The sequence below is a fragment of the Streptomyces sp. CB02959 genome, from assembly GCF_002803155.1.
GTDB lineage: Bacteria > Actinomycetota > Actinomycetes > Streptomycetales > Streptomycetaceae > Streptomyces.
Window position 1 is genome coordinate 539,814 of the sequence record NZ_NNBP01000001.1, and the last position, 19,612, is coordinate 559,425.

The 19,612-nt window shown below is 73.0% G+C and carries 21 protein-coding genes; 14 read left to right on the forward strand and 7 right to left on the reverse strand.

Annotation, left to right across the window (positions count from 1 at the left end):
* The first annotated feature begins 88 nt into the window (after positions 1-88).
* From CG747_RS02205 to CG747_RS02220, 4 genes are all read left to right on the forward strand, one after another.
* Positions 89-1,111 carry a YafY family protein gene (locus CG747_RS02205; RefSeq protein ID WP_100599844.1) on the forward strand — a complete coding sequence of 341 codons (1,023 nt, stop codon included), beginning with the start codon at positions 89-91 and terminating at the stop codon, positions 1,109-1,111.
* Positions 1,112-1,196: 85 nt separating this feature from the next.
* Entirely contained in the window at positions 1,197-3,467 is a 2,271-nt protein-coding gene (locus CG747_RS02210) for a cation-translocating P-type ATPase (protein ID WP_100599845.1), read from the forward strand.
* Positions 3,468-3,639: 172 nt separating this feature from the next.
* Positions 3,640-4,578, forward strand: a complete 939-nt coding sequence (locus tag CG747_RS02215; RefSeq protein ID WP_100599846.1) for a beta-ketoacyl-ACP synthase III — start codon at positions 3,640-3,642, stop codon at positions 4,576-4,578.
* Between the two features lie 60 nt (positions 4,579-4,638).
* Entirely contained in the window at positions 4,639-5,043 is a 405-nt protein-coding gene (locus CG747_RS02220) for a VOC family protein (protein ID WP_100599847.1), read from the forward strand.
* Positions 5,044-5,078: 35 nt separating this feature from the next.
* Here CG747_RS02220 and CG747_RS02225 read toward each other — a convergent pair whose 3' ends face one another.
* The 3 genes from CG747_RS02225 to CG747_RS02235 all read right to left on the reverse strand — a co-directional run bounded on the left by CG747_RS02225 (position 5,079) and on the right by CG747_RS02235 (position 7,123).
* On the reverse strand, positions 5,079-5,312 hold the full coding sequence (locus tag CG747_RS02225) for a hypothetical protein (protein ID WP_100599848.1): 234 nt from the start codon (positions 5,310-5,312) through the stop codon (positions 5,079-5,081).
* Between the two features lie 97 nt (positions 5,313-5,409).
* Positions 5,410-6,327 carry a glutaminase gene (locus CG747_RS02230; RefSeq protein ID WP_100600071.1) on the reverse strand — a complete coding sequence of 306 codons (918 nt, stop codon included), beginning with the start codon at positions 6,325-6,327 and terminating at the stop codon, positions 5,410-5,412.
* 10 nt (positions 6,328-6,337) lie between these two features.
* Positions 6,338-7,123 (reverse strand): helix-turn-helix domain-containing protein, encoded by a 786-nt coding sequence (locus tag CG747_RS02235; protein WP_100599849.1) that lies wholly within the window; start codon positions 7,121-7,123, stop codon positions 6,338-6,340.
* A gap of 121 nt (positions 7,124-7,244) precedes the next feature.
* On the opposite strand from CG747_RS02235, the gene CG747_RS02240 reads away from it, so the two are divergent.
* Positions 7,245-7,478: a hypothetical protein gene (locus tag CG747_RS02240; RefSeq protein ID WP_016570903.1), complete on the forward strand. Its 234-nt coding sequence runs from the start codon at positions 7,245-7,247 to the stop codon at positions 7,476-7,478.
* 46 nt (positions 7,479-7,524) lie between these two features.
* On the forward strand, positions 7,525-8,466 hold the full coding sequence (locus CG747_RS02245; protein WP_100599850.1) for a 1-aminocyclopropane-1-carboxylate deaminase/D-cysteine desulfhydrase: 942 nt from the start codon (positions 7,525-7,527) through the stop codon (positions 8,464-8,466).
* Positions 8,467-8,500: 34 nt separating this feature from the next.
* On the opposite strand, the gene CG747_RS02250 is transcribed toward CG747_RS02245, so the two are convergent.
* On the reverse strand, positions 8,501-10,093 hold the full coding sequence (locus CG747_RS02250; protein ID WP_374701732.1) for a Na+/H+ antiporter: 1,593 nt from the start codon (positions 10,091-10,093) through the stop codon (positions 8,501-8,503).
* A 66-nt stretch (positions 10,094-10,159) separates the two neighbouring features.
* On the opposite strand from CG747_RS02250, the gene CG747_RS02255 reads away from it, so the two are divergent.
* The 4 genes from CG747_RS02255 (at position 10,160) to CG747_RS02270 (ending at position 12,704) form a co-directional block, all read left to right on the forward strand.
* On the forward strand, positions 10,160-10,420 hold the full coding sequence (locus tag CG747_RS02255; protein WP_100599852.1) for a UBP-type zinc finger domain-containing protein: 261 nt from the start codon (positions 10,160-10,162) through the stop codon (positions 10,418-10,420).
* Positions 10,421-10,485: 65 nt separating this feature from the next.
* A complete protein-coding gene (locus CG747_RS02260) occupies positions 10,486-10,974 on the forward strand; it encodes a GNAT family N-acetyltransferase (RefSeq protein ID WP_100599853.1) in 489 nt (162 codons plus the stop codon).
* Positions 10,975-11,281: 307 nt separating this feature from the next.
* Entirely contained in the window at positions 11,282-11,695 is a 414-nt protein-coding gene (locus tag CG747_RS02265) for an anti-sigma factor (protein WP_003985353.1), read from the forward strand.
* Between the two features lie 43 nt (positions 11,696-11,738).
* The gene (locus tag CG747_RS02270) at positions 11,739-12,704 is read left to right on the forward strand and encodes an RNA polymerase sigma factor SigF (RefSeq protein ID WP_100599854.1); all 966 of its coding nucleotides are present in this window, start codon (positions 11,739-11,741) and stop codon (positions 12,702-12,704) included.
* Positions 12,705-12,811: 107 nt separating this feature from the next.
* On the opposite strand, the gene CG747_RS02275 is transcribed toward CG747_RS02270, so the two are convergent.
* On the reverse strand, positions 12,812-13,273 hold the full coding sequence (locus tag CG747_RS02275; RefSeq protein WP_100599855.1) for a hypothetical protein: 462 nt from the start codon (positions 13,271-13,273) through the stop codon (positions 12,812-12,814).
* 95 nt (positions 13,274-13,368) lie between these two features.
* On the opposite strand from CG747_RS02275, the gene CG747_RS02280 reads away from it, so the two are divergent.
* Complete coding sequence (locus CG747_RS02280; RefSeq protein ID WP_100599856.1) at positions 13,369-14,352, forward strand: diacylglycerol kinase family protein; 984 nt, start codon at positions 13,369-13,371, stop codon at positions 14,350-14,352.
* A gap of 320 nt (positions 14,353-14,672) precedes the next feature.
* On the forward strand, positions 14,673-14,930 hold the full coding sequence (locus CG747_RS02285; protein ID WP_003983230.1) for a WhiB family transcriptional regulator: 258 nt from the start codon (positions 14,673-14,675) through the stop codon (positions 14,928-14,930).
* A gap of 186 nt (positions 14,931-15,116) precedes the next feature.
* On the opposite strand, the gene CG747_RS02290 is transcribed toward CG747_RS02285, so the two are convergent.
* A complete protein-coding gene (locus tag CG747_RS02290) occupies positions 15,117-16,589 on the reverse strand; it encodes a sensor histidine kinase (protein ID WP_100599857.1) in 1,473 nt (490 codons plus the stop codon).
* 409 nt (positions 16,590-16,998) lie between these two features.
* Positions 16,999-17,622 (reverse strand): TetR/AcrR family transcriptional regulator, encoded by a 624-nt coding sequence (locus tag CG747_RS02295; RefSeq protein WP_100599858.1) that lies wholly within the window; start codon positions 17,620-17,622, stop codon positions 16,999-17,001.
* A 137-nt stretch (positions 17,623-17,759) separates the two neighbouring features.
* Between CG747_RS02295 and CG747_RS02300 the strand changes: the two genes are divergently transcribed.
* Together CG747_RS02300 and nagB are read left to right on the forward strand one after the other, a co-directional pair.
* A complete protein-coding gene (locus CG747_RS02300) occupies positions 17,760-18,533 on the forward strand; it encodes an SDR family oxidoreductase (RefSeq protein ID WP_100599859.1) in 774 nt (257 codons plus the stop codon).
* A 177-nt stretch (positions 18,534-18,710) separates the two neighbouring features.
* Complete coding sequence (gene nagB, locus CG747_RS02305; RefSeq protein ID WP_100599860.1) at positions 18,711-19,493, forward strand: glucosamine-6-phosphate deaminase; 783 nt, start codon at positions 18,711-18,713, stop codon at positions 19,491-19,493.
* Positions 19,494-19,612: the final 119 nt, after the last annotated feature.

Below are 19,612 nucleotides of genomic sequence, written 5' to 3' on the forward strand. Positions count from 1 at the left end.
GGTGGCGCGTACCGTCCCGGAACTGTCCTCGACAGTAAGCCCCGTCTAGGACAGTTCCCGTCCTACTTGCTGCGCCATCATCGTTCCCATGAGTGAGACATCGGCACGTCTGCTGAACCTGCTGTCGCTGCTCCAGACGCCCCGGGAGTGGCCCGGCCGGGAGCTGGCCGGGCGGCTGCGGGTCACCACCCGGACCATCCGCCGCGACGTCGAGCGACTGCGCGAGCTCGGCTATCCGGTGCACGCCACGATGGGCGCGGAGGGCGGCTACCGGCTGGCCGCGGGCACCGCCATGCCGCCGCTGCTGCTGGACGACGAGGAGGCGGTGGCCATCGCGGTGGGCCTGCGGTCGACCGCCGGGCACACCATCGCGGGCATCGAGGAGGCGTCGGTGCGGGCGCTGGCCAAGCTGGAGCAGGTGCTCCCGGCGCGGCTGCGGCGGCGGGTGGGCACGCTGGGCACCGCCACCGTCCCGATGCCGGCCGGCGACGGCCCGACCGTCGATCCGGAGCACCTGGCGGTGCTGGCCGCGGCGATCGCCAACCACGAACGGGTGCGCTTCCGCTACCGCGCCGGCGCGGGGGACCTCAGCCGGCGCCTGGTGGAGCCGCACCGCCTGGTCGCCGCGGGCCGCCGCTGGTACCTGGTGGCGTTCGACAACGACCGCGACGACTGGCGGATCTTCCGGGTGGACCGGCTGAGCGAGCCGTTCGCCACCGGCGTGCGGACCCCGCCGCGCGAGCTGCCGGCCGCGGACGCCGGGTCGTACGTCCGGGAGCGGATGCGCGGAAGGGCGGTGACCTACCGGGCGGTGGCGACGGTGTACGCGCCGGCCGCGGAGGTGGCCGCCCGGCTCGGCGGCCCGGCGGCGGGCGAGGTCGAACCGCTCGACGAGGGCAGCTGCCGCTGGCGCAGCGCGCCCGATTCGCTGGAGTGGCTGGCGATGCGGCTGACGTTGCTGGGGCGGGAGTTCACGGTGCACGAACCGGCCGAGTTGACCGGGTACCTGCGGGCGCTGGGCGGCCGGGCCCTGCGGGCCGCCGAGGGCGCCGAGGGCGCCGAGCCGGACGCCACGGCGGGGCTCGATGGCCGGAATACCCCAGGGGGGTAAACTGTTCTCGGGGGCGACGGGGGGTGGACGGCACGCCGGCCGCCCCCGGTGCCGCACGGCCCCGCAAACAGGAGGAGCAGCCGTCATGACCACCGCGATCGAAGGGCCCGTGGTCGAGCTGGAGATCGGCGGTATGACCTGCGCCTCGTGCGCGGCCCGCGTCGAGAAGAAGCTCAACCGCATGGACGGGGTCACCGCCACCGTCAACTACGCCACCGAGAAGGCGCAGGTGACGCTCGCCGAGGGCAGCGGCGTGGCGACCGCCGACCTGATCGCCACCGTGGAGAAGACCGGCTACACCGCCGCGGTCCCCGCACCCCCCGCCCCGGAACCACCCGCCGACGACACCGCCGGCGGCCCGGACGCGGACGACGGTCCGCTCGCCGCCCTCCGGCAGCGCCTGCTCGTCTCCCTGGCGCTCTCCGTCCCGGTGGTCCTGATGGCGATGGTCCCGGTGCTCCAGTTCACCAACTGGCAGTGGCTGTCGCTGACCCTGGCCGCCCCGGTGGTGGCGTACGGGGCGTGGCCGTTCCACCGGGCCGCCTGGACCAACCTGCGGCACGGCGCGGCCACCATGGACACCCTGATCTCCATGGGCACCCTCGCCGCCTTCGGCTGGTCACTGTGGGCACTGTTCTTCGGTACGGCCGGGATGCCCGGGATGACCCACCCCTTCGAGCTGACCATCGCCCGCACCGGCGGCAGCGGCGCCATCTACCTGGAGGCCGCGGCCGGGGTCACCACCTTCATCCTGGCCGGCCGGTACTTCGAGGCCCGCGCCAAGCGGAAGGCCGGTGCGGCCCTGCGCGCCCTGCTGGAGATGGGCGCCAAGGACGTGGCGGTGCTGCGCGGCGGCCAGGAGGTCCGGGTCCCGGTCGGCGAGCTGCGGGTCGGCGACCGCTTCGTCGTCCGCCCCGGGGAGAAGATCGCCACCGACGGCCGGGTGGTGGAGGGCTCGTCCGCCGTGGACGCCTCGATGCTCACCGGCGAGTCCGTCCCCGTGGAGGTCGCCCCCGGCGGCACCGTCACCGGCGCCACCGTCAACGCGGGCGGCCGGCTGGTCGTCGAGGCCACCCGCATCGGCGCGGACACCCAACTCGCCCGGATGGCCCGGCTGGTGGAGGACGCCCAGAACGGCAAGGCGGCCGCCCAGCGGCTCGCCGACCGGATCTCCGCGGTCTTCGTCCCGGTCGTCATCGCGCTCGCGCTGGCCACCCTCGGCTTCTGGTTCGGCACCGGCCACGGCGCGGTCGCCGCGTTCACCGCCGCGGTCGCCGTGCTGATCATCGCCTGCCCGTGCGCCCTGGGCCTGGCGACCCCGACCGCGCTGATGGTCGGCACCGGCCGCGGCGCCCAGCTCGGCATCCTCCTCAAGGGGCCCGAGGTCCTGGAGACCACCCGCACCGTCGACACCGTCGTCCTGGACAAGACCGGCACCGTCACCACCGGTGTGATGGCCCTGACCGGCGTCCACCTGGCCGACGGGGTGACCCGCGCGCAGGCGCTGCGCCTGGCCGGTGCGCTGGAGCACTCCTCCGAGCACCCGATCGCCCGGGCCGTCGCCACCGCCGCCCAGGAGGCCGAGCCCACCGGGGCCCTGCCGGCCCCCGAGGGGTTCGCCAACGTCCCCGGCCTGGGCGTGCGCGGCTCCGTCGAGGGGCACGCCGTCCTGGTCGGCCGGGAGCGGCTGCTGAACGACCGCGGCCAGCAGCTGCCGCCCGCGCTGGCCGCCGCCAAGGACGTGGCCGAGCGGGCCGGGCACACCGCGATCGCGGTCGGCTGGGACGGCGCGGCCCGCGCCGTGCTGGTGGTCTCCGACGCGGTCAAGCCCACCAGCGCCGAGGCGGTCCGCCGGCTGCGCGCGCTGGGGCTGACCCCGGTGCTGCTGACCGGTGACAACCGCGCGGTGGCCGAGTCGGTCGCCGCGGAGGTCGGCATCGACGAGGTGATCGCCGAGGTCCTGCCCGAGGACAAGGTCGCCGTCATCGAGCGCCTCCAGGCGGAGGGCCGCTCGGTCGCCATGGTCGGCGACGGGGTCAACGACGCGGCCGCGCTGGCCCGCGCCGATCTGGGCCTGGCGATGGGCACCGGCACCGACGCCGCCATCGAGGCCGGCGACCTCACCCTCGTCCGGGGCGACCTGCGCACCGCGGCGGACGCCATCCGGCTCGCCCGGGCCACCCTCGGCACCATCCGCACCAACCTCTTCTGGGCGTTCGGCTACAACGTCGCGGCCCTCCCGCTGGCCGCCGCGGGCCTGCTCAACCCGATGATCGCCGGCGCCGCGATGGCGTTCTCCTCCGTCTTCGTCGTCGGCAACAGCCTCCGCCTGCGGCGCTTCCGCGCCCTGGTCTGAACCTCGCCCCGTCCGTCCCCGGCCCCGGCCGCGCACCGCGCCGCCGGGGCCGACACGCGTCGGAAGCCTCCAGTTCTGACCGCTGAACGTTGGTGATTCGCACAGCCGTCCGGCGCCGCCGACCGGCGAGACTGTGCGGGTACCGCCCGCTCGACGTACCGCAGGGGATCCCATGACCGGGTCGCGCATCCTGGCCCTCGGCCATTACCAGCCCTCCCGTGTGCTGACCAACGACGACCTCGCCGGGATCGTCGACACCGACGACGCCTGGATCCGCAGTCGCGTCGGTATCCGCACCCGCCACATCGCGGCGCCGGAGGAGACGGTGGACTCGATGGCCGCCGCGGCCGCCGGCAAGGCGCTGGCCACCGCCGGCCTGGCCCCCGGGGACATCGACCTGGTGCTGGTCGCCACCTGCACCGCCACCGACCGCAGCCCCAACACCGCGGCCCGGGTCGCGGCCCGGCTGGGCCTGGGCTCCCCCGCCACGATGGACCTCAACGTCGTCTGCGCGGGCTTCACCCACGCCCTGGCCACCGCCGACCACGCCATCCGGGCCGGTTCGGCGACCCGTGCCCTGGTCATCGGCGCGGAGAAGTTCACCGACGTGGTCGACTGGACCGACCGGTCCACCTGCGTCCTGGTCGGCGACGGCGCCGCGGCCGCGGTGGTCACCGCCTCCCCGGAGGCCCGGATCAGCCCGGTCCTGTGGGGTTCGGTGCCCGAGATGGGCAACGCGGTCCGCATCGAGGGCAACCCGGCCCGCTTCGCCCAGGAGGGCCAGACCGTCTACCGCTGGGCCACCACCCAGCTCCCCGCCATCGCCCGGCAGGTCTGCGACCGGGCCGGTCTCCGCCCCGAGGAGCTGGCCGGCGTCGTCCTCCACCAGGCCAACCTGCGGATCATCGAGCCGGTCGCGGCACGCATCGGCGCGGTCAACGCGGTCGTCGCCCGCGACGTCGTCGACTCCGGCAACACCTCCGCCGCCTCCGTACCGCTCGCCCTCGCCAAGCTGGTCGAACGCCGCGAGGTCCCGCCCGGCGCCCCGGTCCTGCTCTTCGGCTTCGGCGGCAACCTCTCCTACGCCGGGCAGGTCGTCCGCGTCCCCTGACCGGAGCGGCGTCCGATTCGTTCAAGACGGCACCCGCCCGCCGCTCCTACGCTCGCCGTCATGAGCACCCCACCCGTACCCCGCCTCGACGCGATCGGCCTGGTCGTCGGCGACATGGCCGCCTCCCTGGCGTTCTACCGCCGCCTGGGCCTGACCGTCCCCGACGGTTTCGACACCGCACCGCACGCCGAGGCGCCGCTCCCCGGCGGCCTCCGCCTGATGTGGGACACCCACGAGACCGCCCGCGCCCTCGACCCCGACTGGACGCCGCTGCCGGCCGGCACCCCCACCGGCCTGGCCTTCGCCTGCGCGGACGCCGCGCACGTCGACGCGGTGTACGCGGACCTCACCGCCGCCGGATACCGGGGCCAGAAGGCCCCCTGGGACGCCGACTGGGGGCAGCGCTACGCCGTCGTCCAGGACCCGGACGGCCACGGCGTGGACCTCTTCGCCCCGCTGTCCTAGCCGACTGTCCTAGCCGACCGGGACGGCCGGGCCGGTCAATCGATGTCCTGCGGATGCTCCTCCAGGTACATCACGCCGCAGGTTCGGCAGAACGGCTGCGCCTCGGCCGTCCCCCACCGGCCGGCCGACTGGGTGGCGGCGGCCGGGGCCAGCGGCTGGCCGCACATCGCGATGGTCGCGCCCACCCTGGTCATGTGCCACTTCCTGACCGGCGTGTCCTCGTGCGGCAGCACGCCCTCCGCGTACTCCGCGCGCATCTCATGCTCCATGGCAGGTGCACCTCCTACCGCCCACCATGCGCCGCCGCCTGCGAGCCCACAACGCCAGCCCGCCCGGCCGGGCGGCGGCGCGGGCGGGCGGGCCGGCTCAGAAGATCGACCACCCGGTGAGCGTCGTGAACTGGTCCAGCGCCGCCATGCCCGCCACGGAGTTGCCCCGCGCGTCCAGCCCCGGGCTCCACACGCACAGCGTGCACCGCCCCGGCACGACGGCCACGATGCCGCCGCCCACGCCGCTCTTCGCCGGCAGGCCCACCCGGTAGGCGAACTCCCCCGCCGCGTCGTACGTCCCGCAGGTCAGCATCACCGCGTTGATCCGCTTGGCCTCGCGCGCCTCCAGCAGTCGGCTGCCGTCGGCCCGCAGCCCGTGCCGGGCCAGGAACCCGCCGGCCACCGCCAGGTCCCGGCACGACATCTCGATCGAGCACTGCCAGAAGTAGTGCTCGATCACGCTCGGCACGGGGTTCTCCAGATTCCCGAACGAGGCCATGAAGTGCGCCAGCGCCGCGTTCCGGTCCCCGTGGTCGGCCTCCGAACCGGCCACCGCCTGGTCGAACGCCAACTCCGCGTTGCCGCTCTCGTCCTGGAGGAACTCCAGCATCGAGGTGCTGGCGTCGCCGGTCATCGTCAGCAGCCGGTCCGTCACCACCAGCGCCCCGGCGTTGATGAAAGGATTCCGCGGAATGCCGTTCTCCCACTCCAGCTGCACCAGGGAGTTGAACGGCGTGCCGGAGGGCTCCCGCCCGACCCGCTGCCAGATGTCGTCGTCCCCGTGGGACCCGGCCATCACCAGCGCCAGCGAGAACGCCTTGGAGATCGACTGTACGGAGAACGGGATCTCCCAGTCGCCGGTCCCGTACACCTCGCCGTTGATGTCCGCGACGGCGATCCCGAAGCGGTCCGGGGACACCCGCGCCAGCGCCGGAATGTAGTCGGCGACGTGCCCGCGCCCCACGAACGGCCTCGCATAGGCCGCCACCTCCTCGATAACGGCCTGGTAGTCCATACCGGACACGCTAACCCGCGCGGAGCAGCGTCCCCATCGGAGCCCCCGCGAGTGACTTCACCTCGCGCGCCAGATGGGCCTGGTCCGCGTAGCCGGCGCGCGCCGCGACCTCCGCGTACGGGACGCCCGCGCGGGCCAGGGCCAGCGCCCGCACCAGCCGCAGCACCCGGCCCAGCGTCTTCGGCCCGTACCCGAACACCGCCAGGCTGTGCCGGTGCAGTTGCCGCTCGCCCATCCCGGCCAGGCGGGCCACCTCCGCCACCGGCCGGCCGCGCCCGAGCCCGGACACGATCGCCGCGGTCCGGCCGTCCCGCCCGGGCACCTCGCCCGGCGGCGCACCGGACCCGCCGGACCACCGGCCGGCCGCCCGCAGCCGGTCCCGCGCGGCCTCCTCCAGCACCGCCCCGGGGACGCCGGCCGCCGCCCGTTCCGCCAGCTCCCGGGCCCGCCGGGCGCCCCACAGGTCCGCCAACGGCACCCGCCGGTCGCGCAGTTCGTGCGCCGGCACCCCGAAGACCGCCGGCCCCTGCCCCGGCGCGAACCGCAGCCCCGCCCAGCGCGTCCCGGTCGGCACCGCGGCGTCCGGCGGCTGCGGCCCGGTGTCCGGCCCGGCCACCAGGAGCCGCCCCGCGCTCCAGATCAGGTCGGTGCAGCCGTCGGGCAGCACCGGGCCCGCCCCCGGCACCGTGGTGGTGGTCCACAGCACCGCCCCCGGCAGCCGCGACGCCCGCTCCCGGTACGCCCCTGGGGCGGCCCGGCCGGCGTCCGCCCCGGATGCGCCAACCGGCCCACCCACCTCGCGTTCCTCGCCCACATCCGCCAGCCTGGCACGGGAACCCCACGGCAGTCCCCGCCGTTGATCCCTTACCCAACCGACACCGACCGGGTCCACCGACCCACCCGCCAGGGAGGCAGCAATGTCAGGGTTTCTCGACCGCGCCAAGGAGCAGGCCAAGCAGGGACTGGCCCAAGGCAAGCAGAAGGTCGACGAGTTGCAGCAGCAGCGGGCCGGCAACGACCTCCTGAGGAAGCTCGGCGCCGCCTACTACGCCGAGCGCCGCGGCAGCGGCACCCCCGACGCCACCCAGAGCGCGCTCACCGCCCTCGAAGCGCACATCAGCGCCCACGGCGACGGCTTCCTCCACGACTGACGACCGCCCCCGCACCGCACCCCCGTCCCCCTCCTCTCCACTCCCCATGACCAGCCCCGGCCCCCAGGCGCTCCGCCCCCGCCTCCCCACCCCCCTGCAGCCCGTCGACGACGAGCGGTTCGCCCGCCGCGGCATCCGCCTCGTCCTCAAACGGGACGACCTCATACACCCCGCTCTCCCGGGCAACAAGTGGCGCAAGCTGGCCCCCAATCTGCGGGCCGCGTCCGCGGCGGGCGACCGCACGCTGCTCACCTTCGGCGGCGCGTACTCCAACCATCTGCGGGCCACGGCCGCCGCCGGCCGGCTGCTCGGCTTCCGCACCATCGGCGTGGTCCGCGGCGACGAGCTGGCCGGTGCCCCGCTCAACTGGTCCCTGGCCCGCTGTGCCGCCGACGGGATGGTGCTGCACTTCGTCGACCGGGCCACCTACCGCCGGGCGTCCGACCCGGAGGTCCTCGCCGCCCTCCGGGACCGGTTCGGCGCCTTCCGCGTCATACCGGAGGGCGGCAGCAACTCCCTCGCCGCGCAGGGCTGCGCGGAGCTGGGCCGGGAGCTGCGCGGGCGGGCCGACACGGTCGCGGTGGCCTGCGGCACCGGCGGCACCCTGGCCGGGCTCGCCGCCGGCCTCGGCCCCGGCCCGCACGCGCTGGGCGTCCCGGTCCTCAAGGGCGGCAGCCCGCACTTCCTGCACCAGACGGTCGCCGACCTCCAGCGCGCGGCGTTCGGCGGCGTCCGCGGCGACTGGTCGCTGGCCGAGGACTTCCACTTCGGCGGCTACGCCCGCAGCACCCCCGAACTGGACGCGTTCGCCGACGCCTTCGAGGAGCGGCACGGCCTGCCCGTCGAGCGGGTCTACGTCGCCAAGCTGCTGTTCGCCCTGACCACCCTGGCCGAACGGGGCGCCTTCCCGCCCGGCAGCACCGTCGCCGCCGTCATCACCGGCACCGACACCGGCCCCCGCACCCGCACCGACGCGGGCACCGGGTAGGCCGTCCGGCAGGTCGGGGCCGGGGTTGGGGCCGCTAGGACGCGGCCTCCCGGTAGGCCGTCGCCTCCTCCAGGTCCAGGCGCCGCAGCAGCGTCCGCAGCATCTCGTCGTCGATCCGGCGCGCGTCCCGCAGCTCCACGAAGACCCGCCGCTCGGCGTCGATCATCTCCCTGGCCAGCCGTCGGTAGGTGTCGTCGGCGGATTCCCCGGTCACCTCGTTCACCGCGCCCAGCCGCTCCCACACCGCGTTGCGGCGGCGCTCCAGGACCGTGCGCAGCCGGTCGGCGAGCGGGCCGGGCAGGGCGTTGCGCTCGTCCTGGAGCAGGGTGTCGAGCCGGGCCTCGGCGGCCCGTGACGCCTCGCTCTGGGCCTGCGCCTCGGCCAGCGTCTCGGCCTGCGCGTCCCGGCCGGGCAGCCGCAGCGCCCGGATCAGCGGCGGCAGCGTCAGCCCCTGGACGACCAGCGTGCCGATGACGGTGGTGAAGGTCAGGAAGAGCACGAGGTTGCGGGCCGGGAAGGGGCCGCCGCCGAGCACTTCCGGGGGGATGGAGAAGGCGATGGCCAGCGAGACCACTCCGCGCATCCCGGCCCAGCCGACGATGACCGGCGCGCTCCACGTCGTGTCCGGCTCGCGGGTCCGGATCCGGGCCGACAGCAGCCGCGGCAGGTACGTCGCGGGGAAGACCCACACGAAGCGCGCCAGCACCACGACGCCGAACACCACCGCCGCGTACGCGAGGGCCTGGGCCGTGCTGAACTCGCCCAGGCCGCGCAGCACCACCGGCAGTTGGAGCCCGATCAGCGCGAACACCGCGGACTCCAGCACGAAGGAGACCATCTTCCAGACCGCCTCCTCCTGGAGCCGGGTCTCGAAGTCGACCTGCCAGGAGCGGTGCCCCAGGTAGAGGCCGACGACCACGACGGCGAGCACTCCGGAGGCCCCGACCTGCTCGGCGGCGGCGTACGCGGTGAACGGGATGAGCAGCGAGAGGGTGTTCTCCAGGAGGGCCGATTCCCGCAGCCGGCAGCGGAGCCAGTGCAGCGGCACCATCAGGACGACGCCGATCCCGATGCCGCCCAGGGACGCCACGGCGAACTCCCTGAGGCCCTGTCCCCAGGTGGCGCTGACTCCCACGGCGGCGCCCAGCGCCACCTTGTACGCGGTGATCGCGGTGGCGTCGTTGACCAGCGATTCGCCCTGGAGGATCGTCGTGATCCGGTGCGGCAGGCCCAGTCTGCGGGCGATCGCGGTGGCCGCGACGGCGTCCGGCGGGGCGACGACGGCGCCCAGCACGAGTGCGGCGGTCAGCGGCAGGTCCGGGATGACCAGGTACGCCGCGTACCCGACGGCCAGCGTCGCGAACAGCACGTAGCCGACCGAGAGCAGCGCCACCGGCCGCACGTTGGCCCGCAGGTCCAGGTAGGAGCTGTCCAGGGCGGCGGTGTGCAGCAGCGGGGGCAGCAGCAGGGGCAGCACGATGTGCGGATTGAGGGTGTAGTCCGGGATGCCCGGGATGTAGGCGGCGCCCAGGCCCACGGCGACCAGCAGCAGCGGCGCGGGCACCGGTGTCCGCCGCGCCAGCCCGGCGACCCCCGCGCTCCCCGCGACCAGCAGCAACAGCGGCATCACGTCCACACCCGCACCGTCCCCACACTCCCCCGCCGGCCGTCCCGGCGATCTAACCTGGCCATCATGAGCGAGTGCACGCACGTTCCCGAACTCCCGCGCGCCGAACCGACGCCGTTGAGCGCCACCTGTCCGGAATGCCTGGCCGTCGGCAGCCACCCGGTGCAGCTGCGGCTCTGCCTGACATGCGGGCACGTCGGCTGCTGCGACTCCTCGCCGTACCAGCACGCCACCGCGCACTTCAAGGAGACCGGCCACCCGGTGATGCGGTCGTTCGAACCGGGCGCCTCGTGGCGGTGGTGCTTCGTCCACGAACTGCTGGTCTGAGGCGGTCGGCAGGGTGGGCGGACACCCCCGTCGGGCGCGCCGGGGCGTCGGTTTAGCCTTACGGCATGATCCGCGAAGCGATGCCCGACGACGTCCCCGTCATCCTCGCCATGATCGGCGAACTGGCCGCCTACGAACGCGTCCCGGAAGCCGCGCAGGCCACCGAGCCGCAGCTGAAGGAGGCGCTTTTCGGCCCGCAGCCGGCCGCGTTCGCACTGATCGCGGAGGACGCCGGCGAGCCGGTCGGCTTCGCCCTGTGGTTCCGGAACTTCTCGACGTGGACGGGCACGCACGGTGTCTATCTGGAGGACCTCTACGTCCGCCCCGAGGCGCGCGGCGGCGGCCACGGCAAGGCGCTGCTGGCGGCCCTCGCGCGGATCTGCGTGGCGCGCGGCTATCAGCGTTTCGAGTGGTCGGTCCTGGATTGGAACGAACCGTCCATCGGTTTTTACCGGTCCATCGGCGCCCGCCCCATGGACGAATGGACGGTCTTCCGGCTCACTGGAGATGCGCTGCACACGCTCGCCGACACCGCGGCCGCCAACGGAGCGTAATCGGGCTCGATTTGACGGTTCCCACCCCTACCACCGTCCGTGCCTGAGGTTTTACACTCAGTAACAGACGCGCCGCCGCCGAGCCGGCCGGCACCGTCCGGACGGCTGCCCTGCTCCTTCCGGGCGACACCGACCCGCCGATCGCGATAGCGTCACAGCCGAACCACGACCCGCGCCGGATCGTTCTCCTTGCACCTGGCGGGAGAGCCGCCCGGCACGGATACCCCGAAGAACGCGAAGAACGCGAAGCACAAGAGCTTCATCACGCATTCCAGCTCTACCAGCTTGTGTCACCTTGGAGGTGAGGGTGTCCCAGATCGCAGGCGAGCCCGGGACTCAGGACTTCGTGGAAGTCCGTCTGCCCGCTGCGGGTGCCTACCTGTCCGTGCTGCGTACGGCCACGGCCGGTCTCGCAGCCCGCTTGGACTTCACCCTCGACGAAATCGAGGATCTGCGCATCGCGGTCGACGAAGCCTGCGCAATCCTGCTGCAACAGGCCGTCCCCGGCAGCGTGCTCAGTTGCGTCTTCCGGCTCATCGACGACGCGCTGCAGGTGACGGTGTCGGCCCCGACGACAGACGGCCGCGCTCCGGAGCGCGACACCTTCGCCTGGACGGTGCTCTCCGCACTGGCCGGCAAGGTCGACTCCACCGTCGCCGAGGACCGCACGGTCACCATCAGTCTGTACAAGGAGCGCGGCGCCGGTCCCGGACCGTCATGACCGAACAGGGGGCCCCGTGAAAGATCTCGAACGCGGCGCGAGGATGGCGGCGGGCGCGGTCATCCCCGGGCAGCATGCGCAGCCGCACCCGGTGGGAGCGGACGACCACGGCGGCCGGTTGGACGCGGCGGAGCAGGCAGAGCGGGCGGACCACATGGACCAGAGCGAGCAGCAGGGCCGGCAGGCGGACCGGCAGGATCCGCCGGCCGCCGGCGACCGGTCCCAGGACCGGCGTTCCCCGCAGCCAGGGGATGCCCACGACCGCGGCGGCGCCCGCGCGATGTTCTACGAGCTGCGCAAACTCCCCGACGGCTCCCCGGAGCGCGCCGAACTGCGCAACACCCTGGTGCGGATGCACCTGCCGCTGGTCGAGCACCTGGCCCGGCGGTTCCGCAACCGCGGTGAGCCGCTCGACGACCTGACCCAGGTCGCCACGATCGGCCTGATCAAGTCGGTGGACCGGTTCGACCCGGACCGCGGGGTGGAGTTCTCCACGTACGCCACGCCGACCGTCGTCGGGGAGATCAAGCGGCACTTCCGGGACAAGGGCTGGGCGGTCCGGGTCCCCCGCCGCCTCCAGGAGCTGCGGCTGTCGCTGACCACCGCGACCGCCGAGCTCTCCCAGCGGCACGGCCGGGCGCCCACGGTCCACGAGCTGGCCGAGCACCTGGGGATCTCCGAGGAGGAGGTCCTGGAGGGCCTGGAGTCGGCGAACGCCTACAGCACGCTCTCGCTCGACGTCCCGGACACCGACGACGAGTCCCCGGCGGTCGCCGACACCCTCGGGGCCGAGGACGAGGCGCTGGAGGGCGTGGAGTACCGCGAGTCCCTCAAGCCGCTGCTGGAGGACCTGCCGCCGCGCGAGAAGAAGATCCTGCTGCTGCGGTTCTTCGGCAACATGACCCAGTCGCAGATCGCCCAGGAGGTCGGCATCTCCCAGATGCACGTCTCACGCCTGCTGGCCCGCACCCTGGCCCAGCTGCGCGACAAGCTCCTCGTGGAGGAGTGAGGCGCCGGGGGAATACCACCCCGCCCCGCCCGAGTTGTGGCCCCGTAGGGGGCGCTCGCGTCCCCTACGGGATGCGTTCGCCCCGCCCCTACGGGGCCGCGGCTGTGCTAGGGGGTCTCCCGCGGGGCGATGCCCAGCGCCGTGGTGGCCGTCGGGTTGACCAACAGGACCAGTACGACCAGCGCCGCCACTGCCAGCGCGGCGCCGGCGGCGATCAGCACACCGCCGCCCTTGACCAGCGTCCAGGCGACCGGCAGCGCGACGATCTGGGTGATCAGCGAGGGCCCGCGGCTCCACCGGCGGCGCAGCCACAGCCCGCGGGCGGCGACCAGCGGCAGCAGCGCCAGCGCCAGGATCGTCACCCCGCCCATCTCCGCCTGCTGCGGGCTGTCCGGCGTTCCGACCAGGCCGTCGATCAGCATGTATGCGCCGAGAGCGGCGAGGGCCAGCCCCTCGACGGCGGTGAGCGCCGCGGCGGCGCCGAGCCGGGCGGGCCGGGGCCCCTTGGGCTCGGGCAGCGCGGGGGCGCCGGCGGCTCGCTTCGAGGACTGCTTCTGCTGACTGGTCACCCCAGCAGGGTAGCGCCGGGCCGTTGCCGGGCCGGGCGTGCCCGCACCATGGACGGGAGTGAGAGTGGTACCGGCAGGTAGGTACGCTGCTTCACATGCGCGCACTTCTCGTGGTCAATCCTGCAGCAACCACCACGAGTCTCCGTACCCGTGAGGTACTGACCCACGCACTTGCCAGCGACCTCAAGCTGGAGGTCGCCGAGACGCGGTACCGCGGGCACGCCCGCGACCTGGCCCGGGAGGCCGCCGAGGGCGGGGAGACCGACCTGGTGGTGGCCCTCGGCGGCGACGGCACCGTCAACGAGGTCGTCAACGGTCTCCTGACGACCGGCCCCGACCCGGACTCGCACCCCCGGCTCGCCGTGGTCCCCGGCGGCTCCACCAATGTCTTCGCCCGCGCCCTGGGGCTGCCCAACGACGTCGTGGAGGCCACCGGCGCCCTGCTGGACGCGTTGCGCGACCGCAGCGAGCGCACGGTGGGGCTGGGGCTGGCCTCGGGCACGCCGGGCAGCCCGGACGAGGGCGTGCCGGCCCGCTGGTTCACCTTCTGTGCCGGCTTCGGCTTCGACGCGGGCGTGGTCGGCCGGGTCGAGCAGCAGCGCGAGCGCGGCAAGCGCTCCACCCACGCCCTGTACGTGCGCCAGGTCGTCCGGCAGTTCCTGGGCGAGGCCAACCGCCGCCAGGGCACCATCACGCTCGAACGGCCGGGCGGGGAGCCGGGCACCACGGAGGTCACCGAGAACCTCGCGATGTCCATAATCTGCAACACCGCCCCCTGGTCCTACCTGGGCAACCGCCCGATCTACCCCTCCCCCGAGGCGTCCTTCGACACCGCGCTGGACCTCTTCGCGCTGGACAAGTTCTCGGTGCCGGCGGTGACCCGCTACGGCTCCCAGCTCCTCGCCTCCACACCGGACCGCGGCCCACGAGGCAAGCACGTCCTCTCACTCCACGACCTCACCGACTTCACCTTGCATTCGCAGGTTCCCCTGCCGTTTCAGATGGACGGTGACCACCTGGGACTGCGGACGAGTGTGACGTTCACAGGCGTACGCCGTGCACTGCGTGTGATTGTGTGAGCAGTAGGGCCTAAAGTCCTTTCACTCGAACGTTTAGACTGGCTTCCACCCCCTGGAATGACGGCTGTGAGCTAGGCGACACCAAGGAATCAAAAAAAAGTTTCCGGAAGGGGTTGTATCCGTCGCCGAGGTTTGCGAGTCTCTTCATGGCGATCGGGACGGCCGCTTTACCGGCCCCCTTGAGAGCCCGAATCCTCCTCCTCATTCCACAGGACCGCACCAGTCCTTGACTGGCTTTCGGCCCTTCCCTTGTGGAGGGATTCGTGAAAGCGTTCACATTCACAAGCAACGTTCCCGTCATACGAGGAGATGGAGCAGCCATGGACTGGCGTCACCGCGCCGTTTGCCGCGAAGAAGACCCCGAGCTCTTCTTCCCCATCGGCAACACCGGTCCCGCGCTGCTGCAGATCGAGGAAGCCAAGGCCGTCTGCCGCCGCTGCCCCGTCATGGAGCAGTGCCTGCAGTGGGCGCTCGAGTCCGGCCAGGACTCGGGCGTCTGGGGTGGTCTGAGCGAGGACGAGCGCCGCGCAATGAAGCGCCGTGCAGCTCGCAACCGGGCGCGCAACGCCAGCGCCTGAGCCAACCGCCCCGTGGCCCCCGAGCCGCAGCGCGCAGTACCTTCGATGCCCGCCCGGAGCTGAGACCCGGTCGTTATCGCATCGCTATAGCTTTGAGCCCCGGACCGACAACGGTCCGGGGCTTGTTGCTGTCCTGGGCCGAAAGGGGCGGCGCGCCCGCCGCCGCCCGCCCGCGGCTTCGCTTCCTCAGTGCTGCTTCTCGGCGCGCACGGGGATGTCGAGGAGCACCTGGGTGCCGCCCTCCGGCCGGCGGACCATGTCGAATGTTCCGCCCAACTCCCCTTCCACCAGGGTTCGTACGATCTGCAGCCCCAGGTTTCCGGTGCGGTGCGGATCGAATCCCTCGGGCAGTCCGCGGCCGTTGTCCTGGACGGTGACCAGGAGCCGGGGCTCGGTGCGGCTGCCGCCGCGGACCGCGGCGGCCTCGACGGTGCCGTGCTGCTCCTGGTCGAAGGCGTGTTCCAGGGCGTTCTGGAGGACCTCGGTCAGCACCATCGACAGAGGGGTGGCCACCTCGGCGTCCAGGACGCCGAAGCGTCCGGTGCGGCGGGCGGTCACCTTGCCCGGGGCGATCTCCGCGACCATGGCCAGCACCCGGTCGGCGATCTCGTCGAATTCCACCCGCTCGTCGAGGGTCTGGGACAGCGTCTCGTGCACGATCGCGATCGAACCGACCCTGCGAACGGCCTCGTTGAGCGCCTCGCGGCCCTGCTCGGAATCCATCCGGCGGGACTGCAGCCGGAGCAGGGCGGCTACGGTCTGCAGATTGTTCTTCACCCGGTGGTGAATTTCCCGGATGGTGGCATCTTTTGTGATCAGTTCCCGCTCGCGGCGGCGCAGTTCGGTCACATCGCGCAACAGGACCAGCGAACCGATATGCGTTCCCTTGGGTTTGAGGGGAATGGCCCGCAATTGGATCACTCCGTCGTTGCCCTCGACCTCGAATTCCCGCGGGGCCCAGCCGCTGGCCAGTTTGACCAGGGCCTCGTCCACCGGGCCGCGGGCCGGGGCCAGTTCGGCGGTGGCCTGGCCGAGGTGGTGGCCCACCAGGTCGGCGGCGAGGCCGAGCCGGTGGTAGGCGGAGAGTGCGTTGGGGCTGGCGTACTGGACGACGCCGTCGGCGTCGAGCCGGATCAGTCCGTCGCCGGCGCGCGGCGAGGCGTCCATGTCGACCTGCTGGCCGGGGAAGGGAAACGTTCCGGCAGCGATCATCTGCGCCAGGTCGGAGGCGCTCTGGAGATAGGTCAGCTCCAGGCGGCTGGGGGTCCGCACGGTGAGCAGGTTGGTGTTCCGGGCGATCACCCCGAGCACCCGGCCCTCCCGGCGGACCGGGATCGACTCGACCCGCACCGGCACCTCCTCGCGCCACTCCGGGTCGCCCTCGCGCACGATGCGGCCCTCGTCCAGGGCGGAGTCCAGCATCGGGCGGCGCCCCCGGGGAACGAGGTGGCCGACCATGTCGTCCTGATAGGAGGTCGGTCCGGTGTTGGGCCGCATCTGGGCGACCGACACGTAGCGGGTGCCGTCGAGCGTGGGGACCCACAGGACGAGGTCGGCGAAGGAGAGGTCGGAGAGCAGCTGCCACTCCGAGACCAGCAGGTGCAGCCACTCCAGGTCGGAATCGCTCAGAGCGGTGTGCTGGCGTACGAGATCGTTCATCGAGGGCACACCTGGGAGCCTACCGGCGTACGGTATGTGTTGTGCCTGCACGGCCATGGACAGGAAAGAATGGTCTAGTCCAGAATGTGCGGTGCGGCACACCGGGGGAAACCCCGGACCGCTGGAACTTCCGCCCTCCCCGCACAGGAGGGCGGATCGAGGTCCACGGCGCTCTCTGCCCTGACTGCGCCCGGACCTCCGATCGACCGGTCCCGGGACGGGACCGTGTCCCCGACCGCACAGGGGGCACGCCCCGCCCGTAGTACGGGGCCGGCCGATGTCAGCTCCGGGCTGCGGTGCCGGACAGGTTGAGGGTCCTGTCCCGGCGCCGCGGCCCGCGGGTGCTTCCGGGGTCGATGCACGGTCGGCAGGGCCTGGGCCCGTCCGGCGGATCAGGGGCGAATCGGCCCTAGACCCGCTTCCCCTCGTGCGGCCAGGCGTTCATCGCGAGTCCCGCGACCGCCTCCAGCGTCGCCCGGTCCGTTCCGTCCCGCGCGGACTGCGACATCCCGGAGATGATCGCGCTCACATACTCGGCCAGCGCCCGGGCGTCCGTGTCGGCGGGGAGTTCGCCGGTGGCGACGTCCGCCCGGATCGCGCGCTCGATCTCCCGGGCGTTCGACTGCCGCCGCTCCCGCAGGGACGCGGCGACCTCGGCGGAGGCGGGGGCGGTGTTCAGTGCGGCGCTGATGACCATGCAGCCCCGCGGGCGGTCCGGGACGGTGTATTCGGCCGCGGCTTCGCGAAGGGCCCGTTCGACGCCGCGGCGGGCGGTCGGTTCCTCCGCCAGCGCGCGGGAGATGAAGCCGCCGTACAGCTGCCCGTAGACGGCGATCGCCTCGTCGAACAGGGCCCGCTTGTCGCCGAAGGCGGCGTAGAGGCTGGGGGCGCTGATGCCCATCTCGCGGGTGAGGTCGGAGATGGACGTGGATTCGTAGCCGTGCTCCCAGAAGGAGCGGATCGCCTTCTCCAGGGCCGTGTCGCGGTCGAACGACCGTGGCCGGCCACGCTGCTTGGTCTCCTTCGCCACCATGGAGTGAATTCTATAGCGGTCGGTAAGAAACGCGTGCTACGGTTTTTGTGTAGCGAGCACTACAGAAAGAGCTCGCCGAGGCCAGGCGTGCGCGCGGACGACACGTGCGGGCGCACAGAAGAAGGGGAGGGGTCACGATGGGCGCACTCAGCGGCAGGACGGCACTGGTGACGGGCGGCGGCCGGGGAATCGGCCGGGCGATCTCGGAGCGGCTGGGGCGGGACGGCGCCCGGGTCGGTGTGCACTACGCCAACGACGAGACGGCGGCGAAGGAGACGGCCGCGGCGATCGAGGCGGCGGGCGGTGAGGCGTTCACCCTGCGCGCCGAGCTCGGGGTGCCGGGCGACGCCGAGGCGCTGTGGACCGCGTTCGACGCACACGCCGACGGGCTGGACATCCTGGTGAACAACGCCGGGATCAACAAGACACTGGACGGCACCCTGCGTCCCTTCGGCGGGATGACTCGCGGCGATGTCGAGCGCCTCTTCGCGGTCAACGCCACCGCGCCGTTCCTCGTGATCCAGGAGGGGCTGTCCCGGCTGCGGGACGGCGGACGGATCGTCAATGTCTCCACGCGGCTGACGCAGGGCGCGACCAGGTCCGAGCTGATCGGCTACGCGATGTCCAAGGGGCCGGTCGACATCCTGACCCGCTCACTGGCGAAGGAGCTCGGCCCCCGCGGCATCACGGTCAACGCGGTGGCGCCCGGCGCGGTCGACACGGACATGAACGCCGCCTGGCTGCGCGGCGAGGAGAACTCCGCGGCGCGCGCCGCGACCGGGGCGCTCTCCCCACTGGGGCGGGTGGCCGACCCCACCGACATCAGCGACATCGTGGGATTCCTGGCCTCGGAGGACAGCCGGTGGGTGACGGGGCAGTGGATAGACGCCACGGGCGGCGCCCTGCTCTGACGGCCGCGCCGCCGTGCCGTTCCGCCTCGCCCATCCCCTCGGTCCGGCCACCGGGCCGACGGGGAGCGGTCAGGAAAACGTGCCCTTTCGTTCAGCGCCGCCACGGGGTCGCGACGGGCCTCCTCTGCTAGATTGGTCTATACCACATAGCCCATTCTCCAGAACGGCAGGCCAAGCGTGGAAGTTGTCATCGTCCCGGATGCAGCGGCAGGCGGCGAGCTCATCGCGGAGGCCATTGCCACCCTGGTACGCCGCAAGCCCGAGGCGCTGCTCGGTGTGGCCACCGGCTCGACCCCGCTGCCCATCTACGAGGCACTGGCGGCGAAGGTCCGGGCCGGCGAGGTGGACGCCTCGCGGGCGCGGATCTGCCAGCTCGACGAGTATGTGGGCCTGCCGGCCGGGCACCCCGAGTCGTACCGCTCGGTGGTGCTGCGCGAGGTGGTGGAGCCGCTGGGGCTCGACGAGAGCGCGTTCATGGGACCGGACGGCACGGCGGAGGACGTCCAGGCAGCCTGCGCGGCGTACGACGCGGCGCTTCGCGAGGCCGGCGGGGTGGACCTCCAGCTGCTCGGGATCGGCACCGACGGGCACATCGGCTTCAACGAGCCCTGCTCGTCGCTGGCTTCCCGTACCCGCATCAAGACCCTGACCCAGCAGACCCGGGAGGACAACGCCCGCTTCTTCGACAGCCTGGACGAGGTCCCGCACCACGTCATCACCCAGGGCATCGGCACCATCCTGGAGGCGCGCCACCTGGTACTGCTCGCCACGGGCGAGGGCAAGGCGGACGCGGTGGCCCAGGCCGTCGAGGGCCCGGTCGCCGCGCTGGTGCCGGCCTCGGCGCTCCAGCTGCACCCGCATGCGACGGTGGTCGTCGACGAGGCCGCGGCGTCCAAGCTGAAGCTGGCCGAGTACTTCCGGGCGACCTACGCCGCCAAGCCGGAGTGGCAGGCGCTGTAACGGAACCCGTGGACGGCCCGAGGGCCCGTGCCGGTGCCGGCCCCTGACGGGACGGACGCGGGCACAGGCCCTCAGTGTGTTGTCGGCACAGATCCTGGGCGCGCCGGCGGCACGGGGCC

Bases quoted from the DNA above. Each gene is read 5' to 3' on its own strand.
- CG747_RS02245 (WP_100599850.1), top strand. From the start codon at position 7,525: ATGACCAGCCCCGGCCCCCAGGCGCTCCGCCCCCGCCTCCCCACCCCC.
- CG747_RS02220 (WP_100599847.1), top strand. From the start codon at position 4,639: ATGAGCACCCCACCCGTACCCCGCCTCGACGCGATCGGCCTGGTCGTC.
- CG747_RS02215 (WP_100599846.1), top strand. From the start codon at position 3,640: ATGACCGGGTCGCGCATCCTGGCCCTCGGCCATTACCAGCCCTCCCGT.
- CG747_RS02295 (WP_100599858.1), bottom strand. From the start codon at position 17,622: ATGGTGGCGAAGGAGACCAAGCAGCGTGGCCGGCCACGGTCGTTCGAC.
- CG747_RS02230 (WP_100600071.1), bottom strand. From the start codon at position 6,327: ATGGACTACCAGGCCGTTATCGAGGAGGTGGCGGCCTATGCGAGGCCG.
- CG747_RS02270 (WP_100599854.1), top strand. From the start codon at position 11,739: ATGGCGGCGGGCGCGGTCATCCCCGGGCAGCATGCGCAGCCGCACCCG.
- CG747_RS02255 (WP_100599852.1), top strand. From the start codon at position 10,160: ATGAGCGAGTGCACGCACGTTCCCGAACTCCCGCGCGCCGAACCGACG.
- CG747_RS02260 (WP_100599853.1), top strand. From the start codon at position 10,486: ATGATCCGCGAAGCGATGCCCGACGACGTCCCCGTCATCCTCGCCATG.
- CG747_RS02285 (WP_003983230.1), top strand. From the start codon at position 14,673: ATGGACTGGCGTCACCGCGCCGTTTGCCGCGAAGAAGACCCCGAGCTC.
- CG747_RS02280 (WP_100599856.1), top strand. From the start codon at position 13,369: ATGCGCGCACTTCTCGTGGTCAATCCTGCAGCAACCACCACGAGTCTC.
- CG747_RS02225 (WP_100599848.1), bottom strand. From the start codon at position 5,312: ATGGAGCATGAGATGCGCGCGGAGTACGCGGAGGGCGTGCTGCCGCAC.
- CG747_RS02205 (WP_100599844.1), top strand. From the start codon at position 89: ATGAGTGAGACATCGGCACGTCTGCTGAACCTGCTGTCGCTGCTCCAG.
- CG747_RS02250 (WP_374701732.1), bottom strand. From the start codon at position 10,093: ATGCCGCTGTTGCTGCTGGTCGCGGGGAGCGCGGGGGTCGCCGGGCTG.
- CG747_RS02290 (WP_100599857.1), bottom strand. From the start codon at position 16,589: ATGAACGATCTCGTACGCCAGCACACCGCTCTGAGCGATTCCGACCTG.
- CG747_RS02300 (WP_100599859.1), top strand. From the start codon at position 17,760: ATGGGCGCACTCAGCGGCAGGACGGCACTGGTGACGGGCGGCGGCCGG.
- CG747_RS02210 (WP_100599845.1), top strand. From the start codon at position 1,197: ATGACCACCGCGATCGAAGGGCCCGTGGTCGAGCTGGAGATCGGCGGT.
- CG747_RS02240 (WP_016570903.1), top strand. From the start codon at position 7,245: ATGTCAGGGTTTCTCGACCGCGCCAAGGAGCAGGCCAAGCAGGGACTG.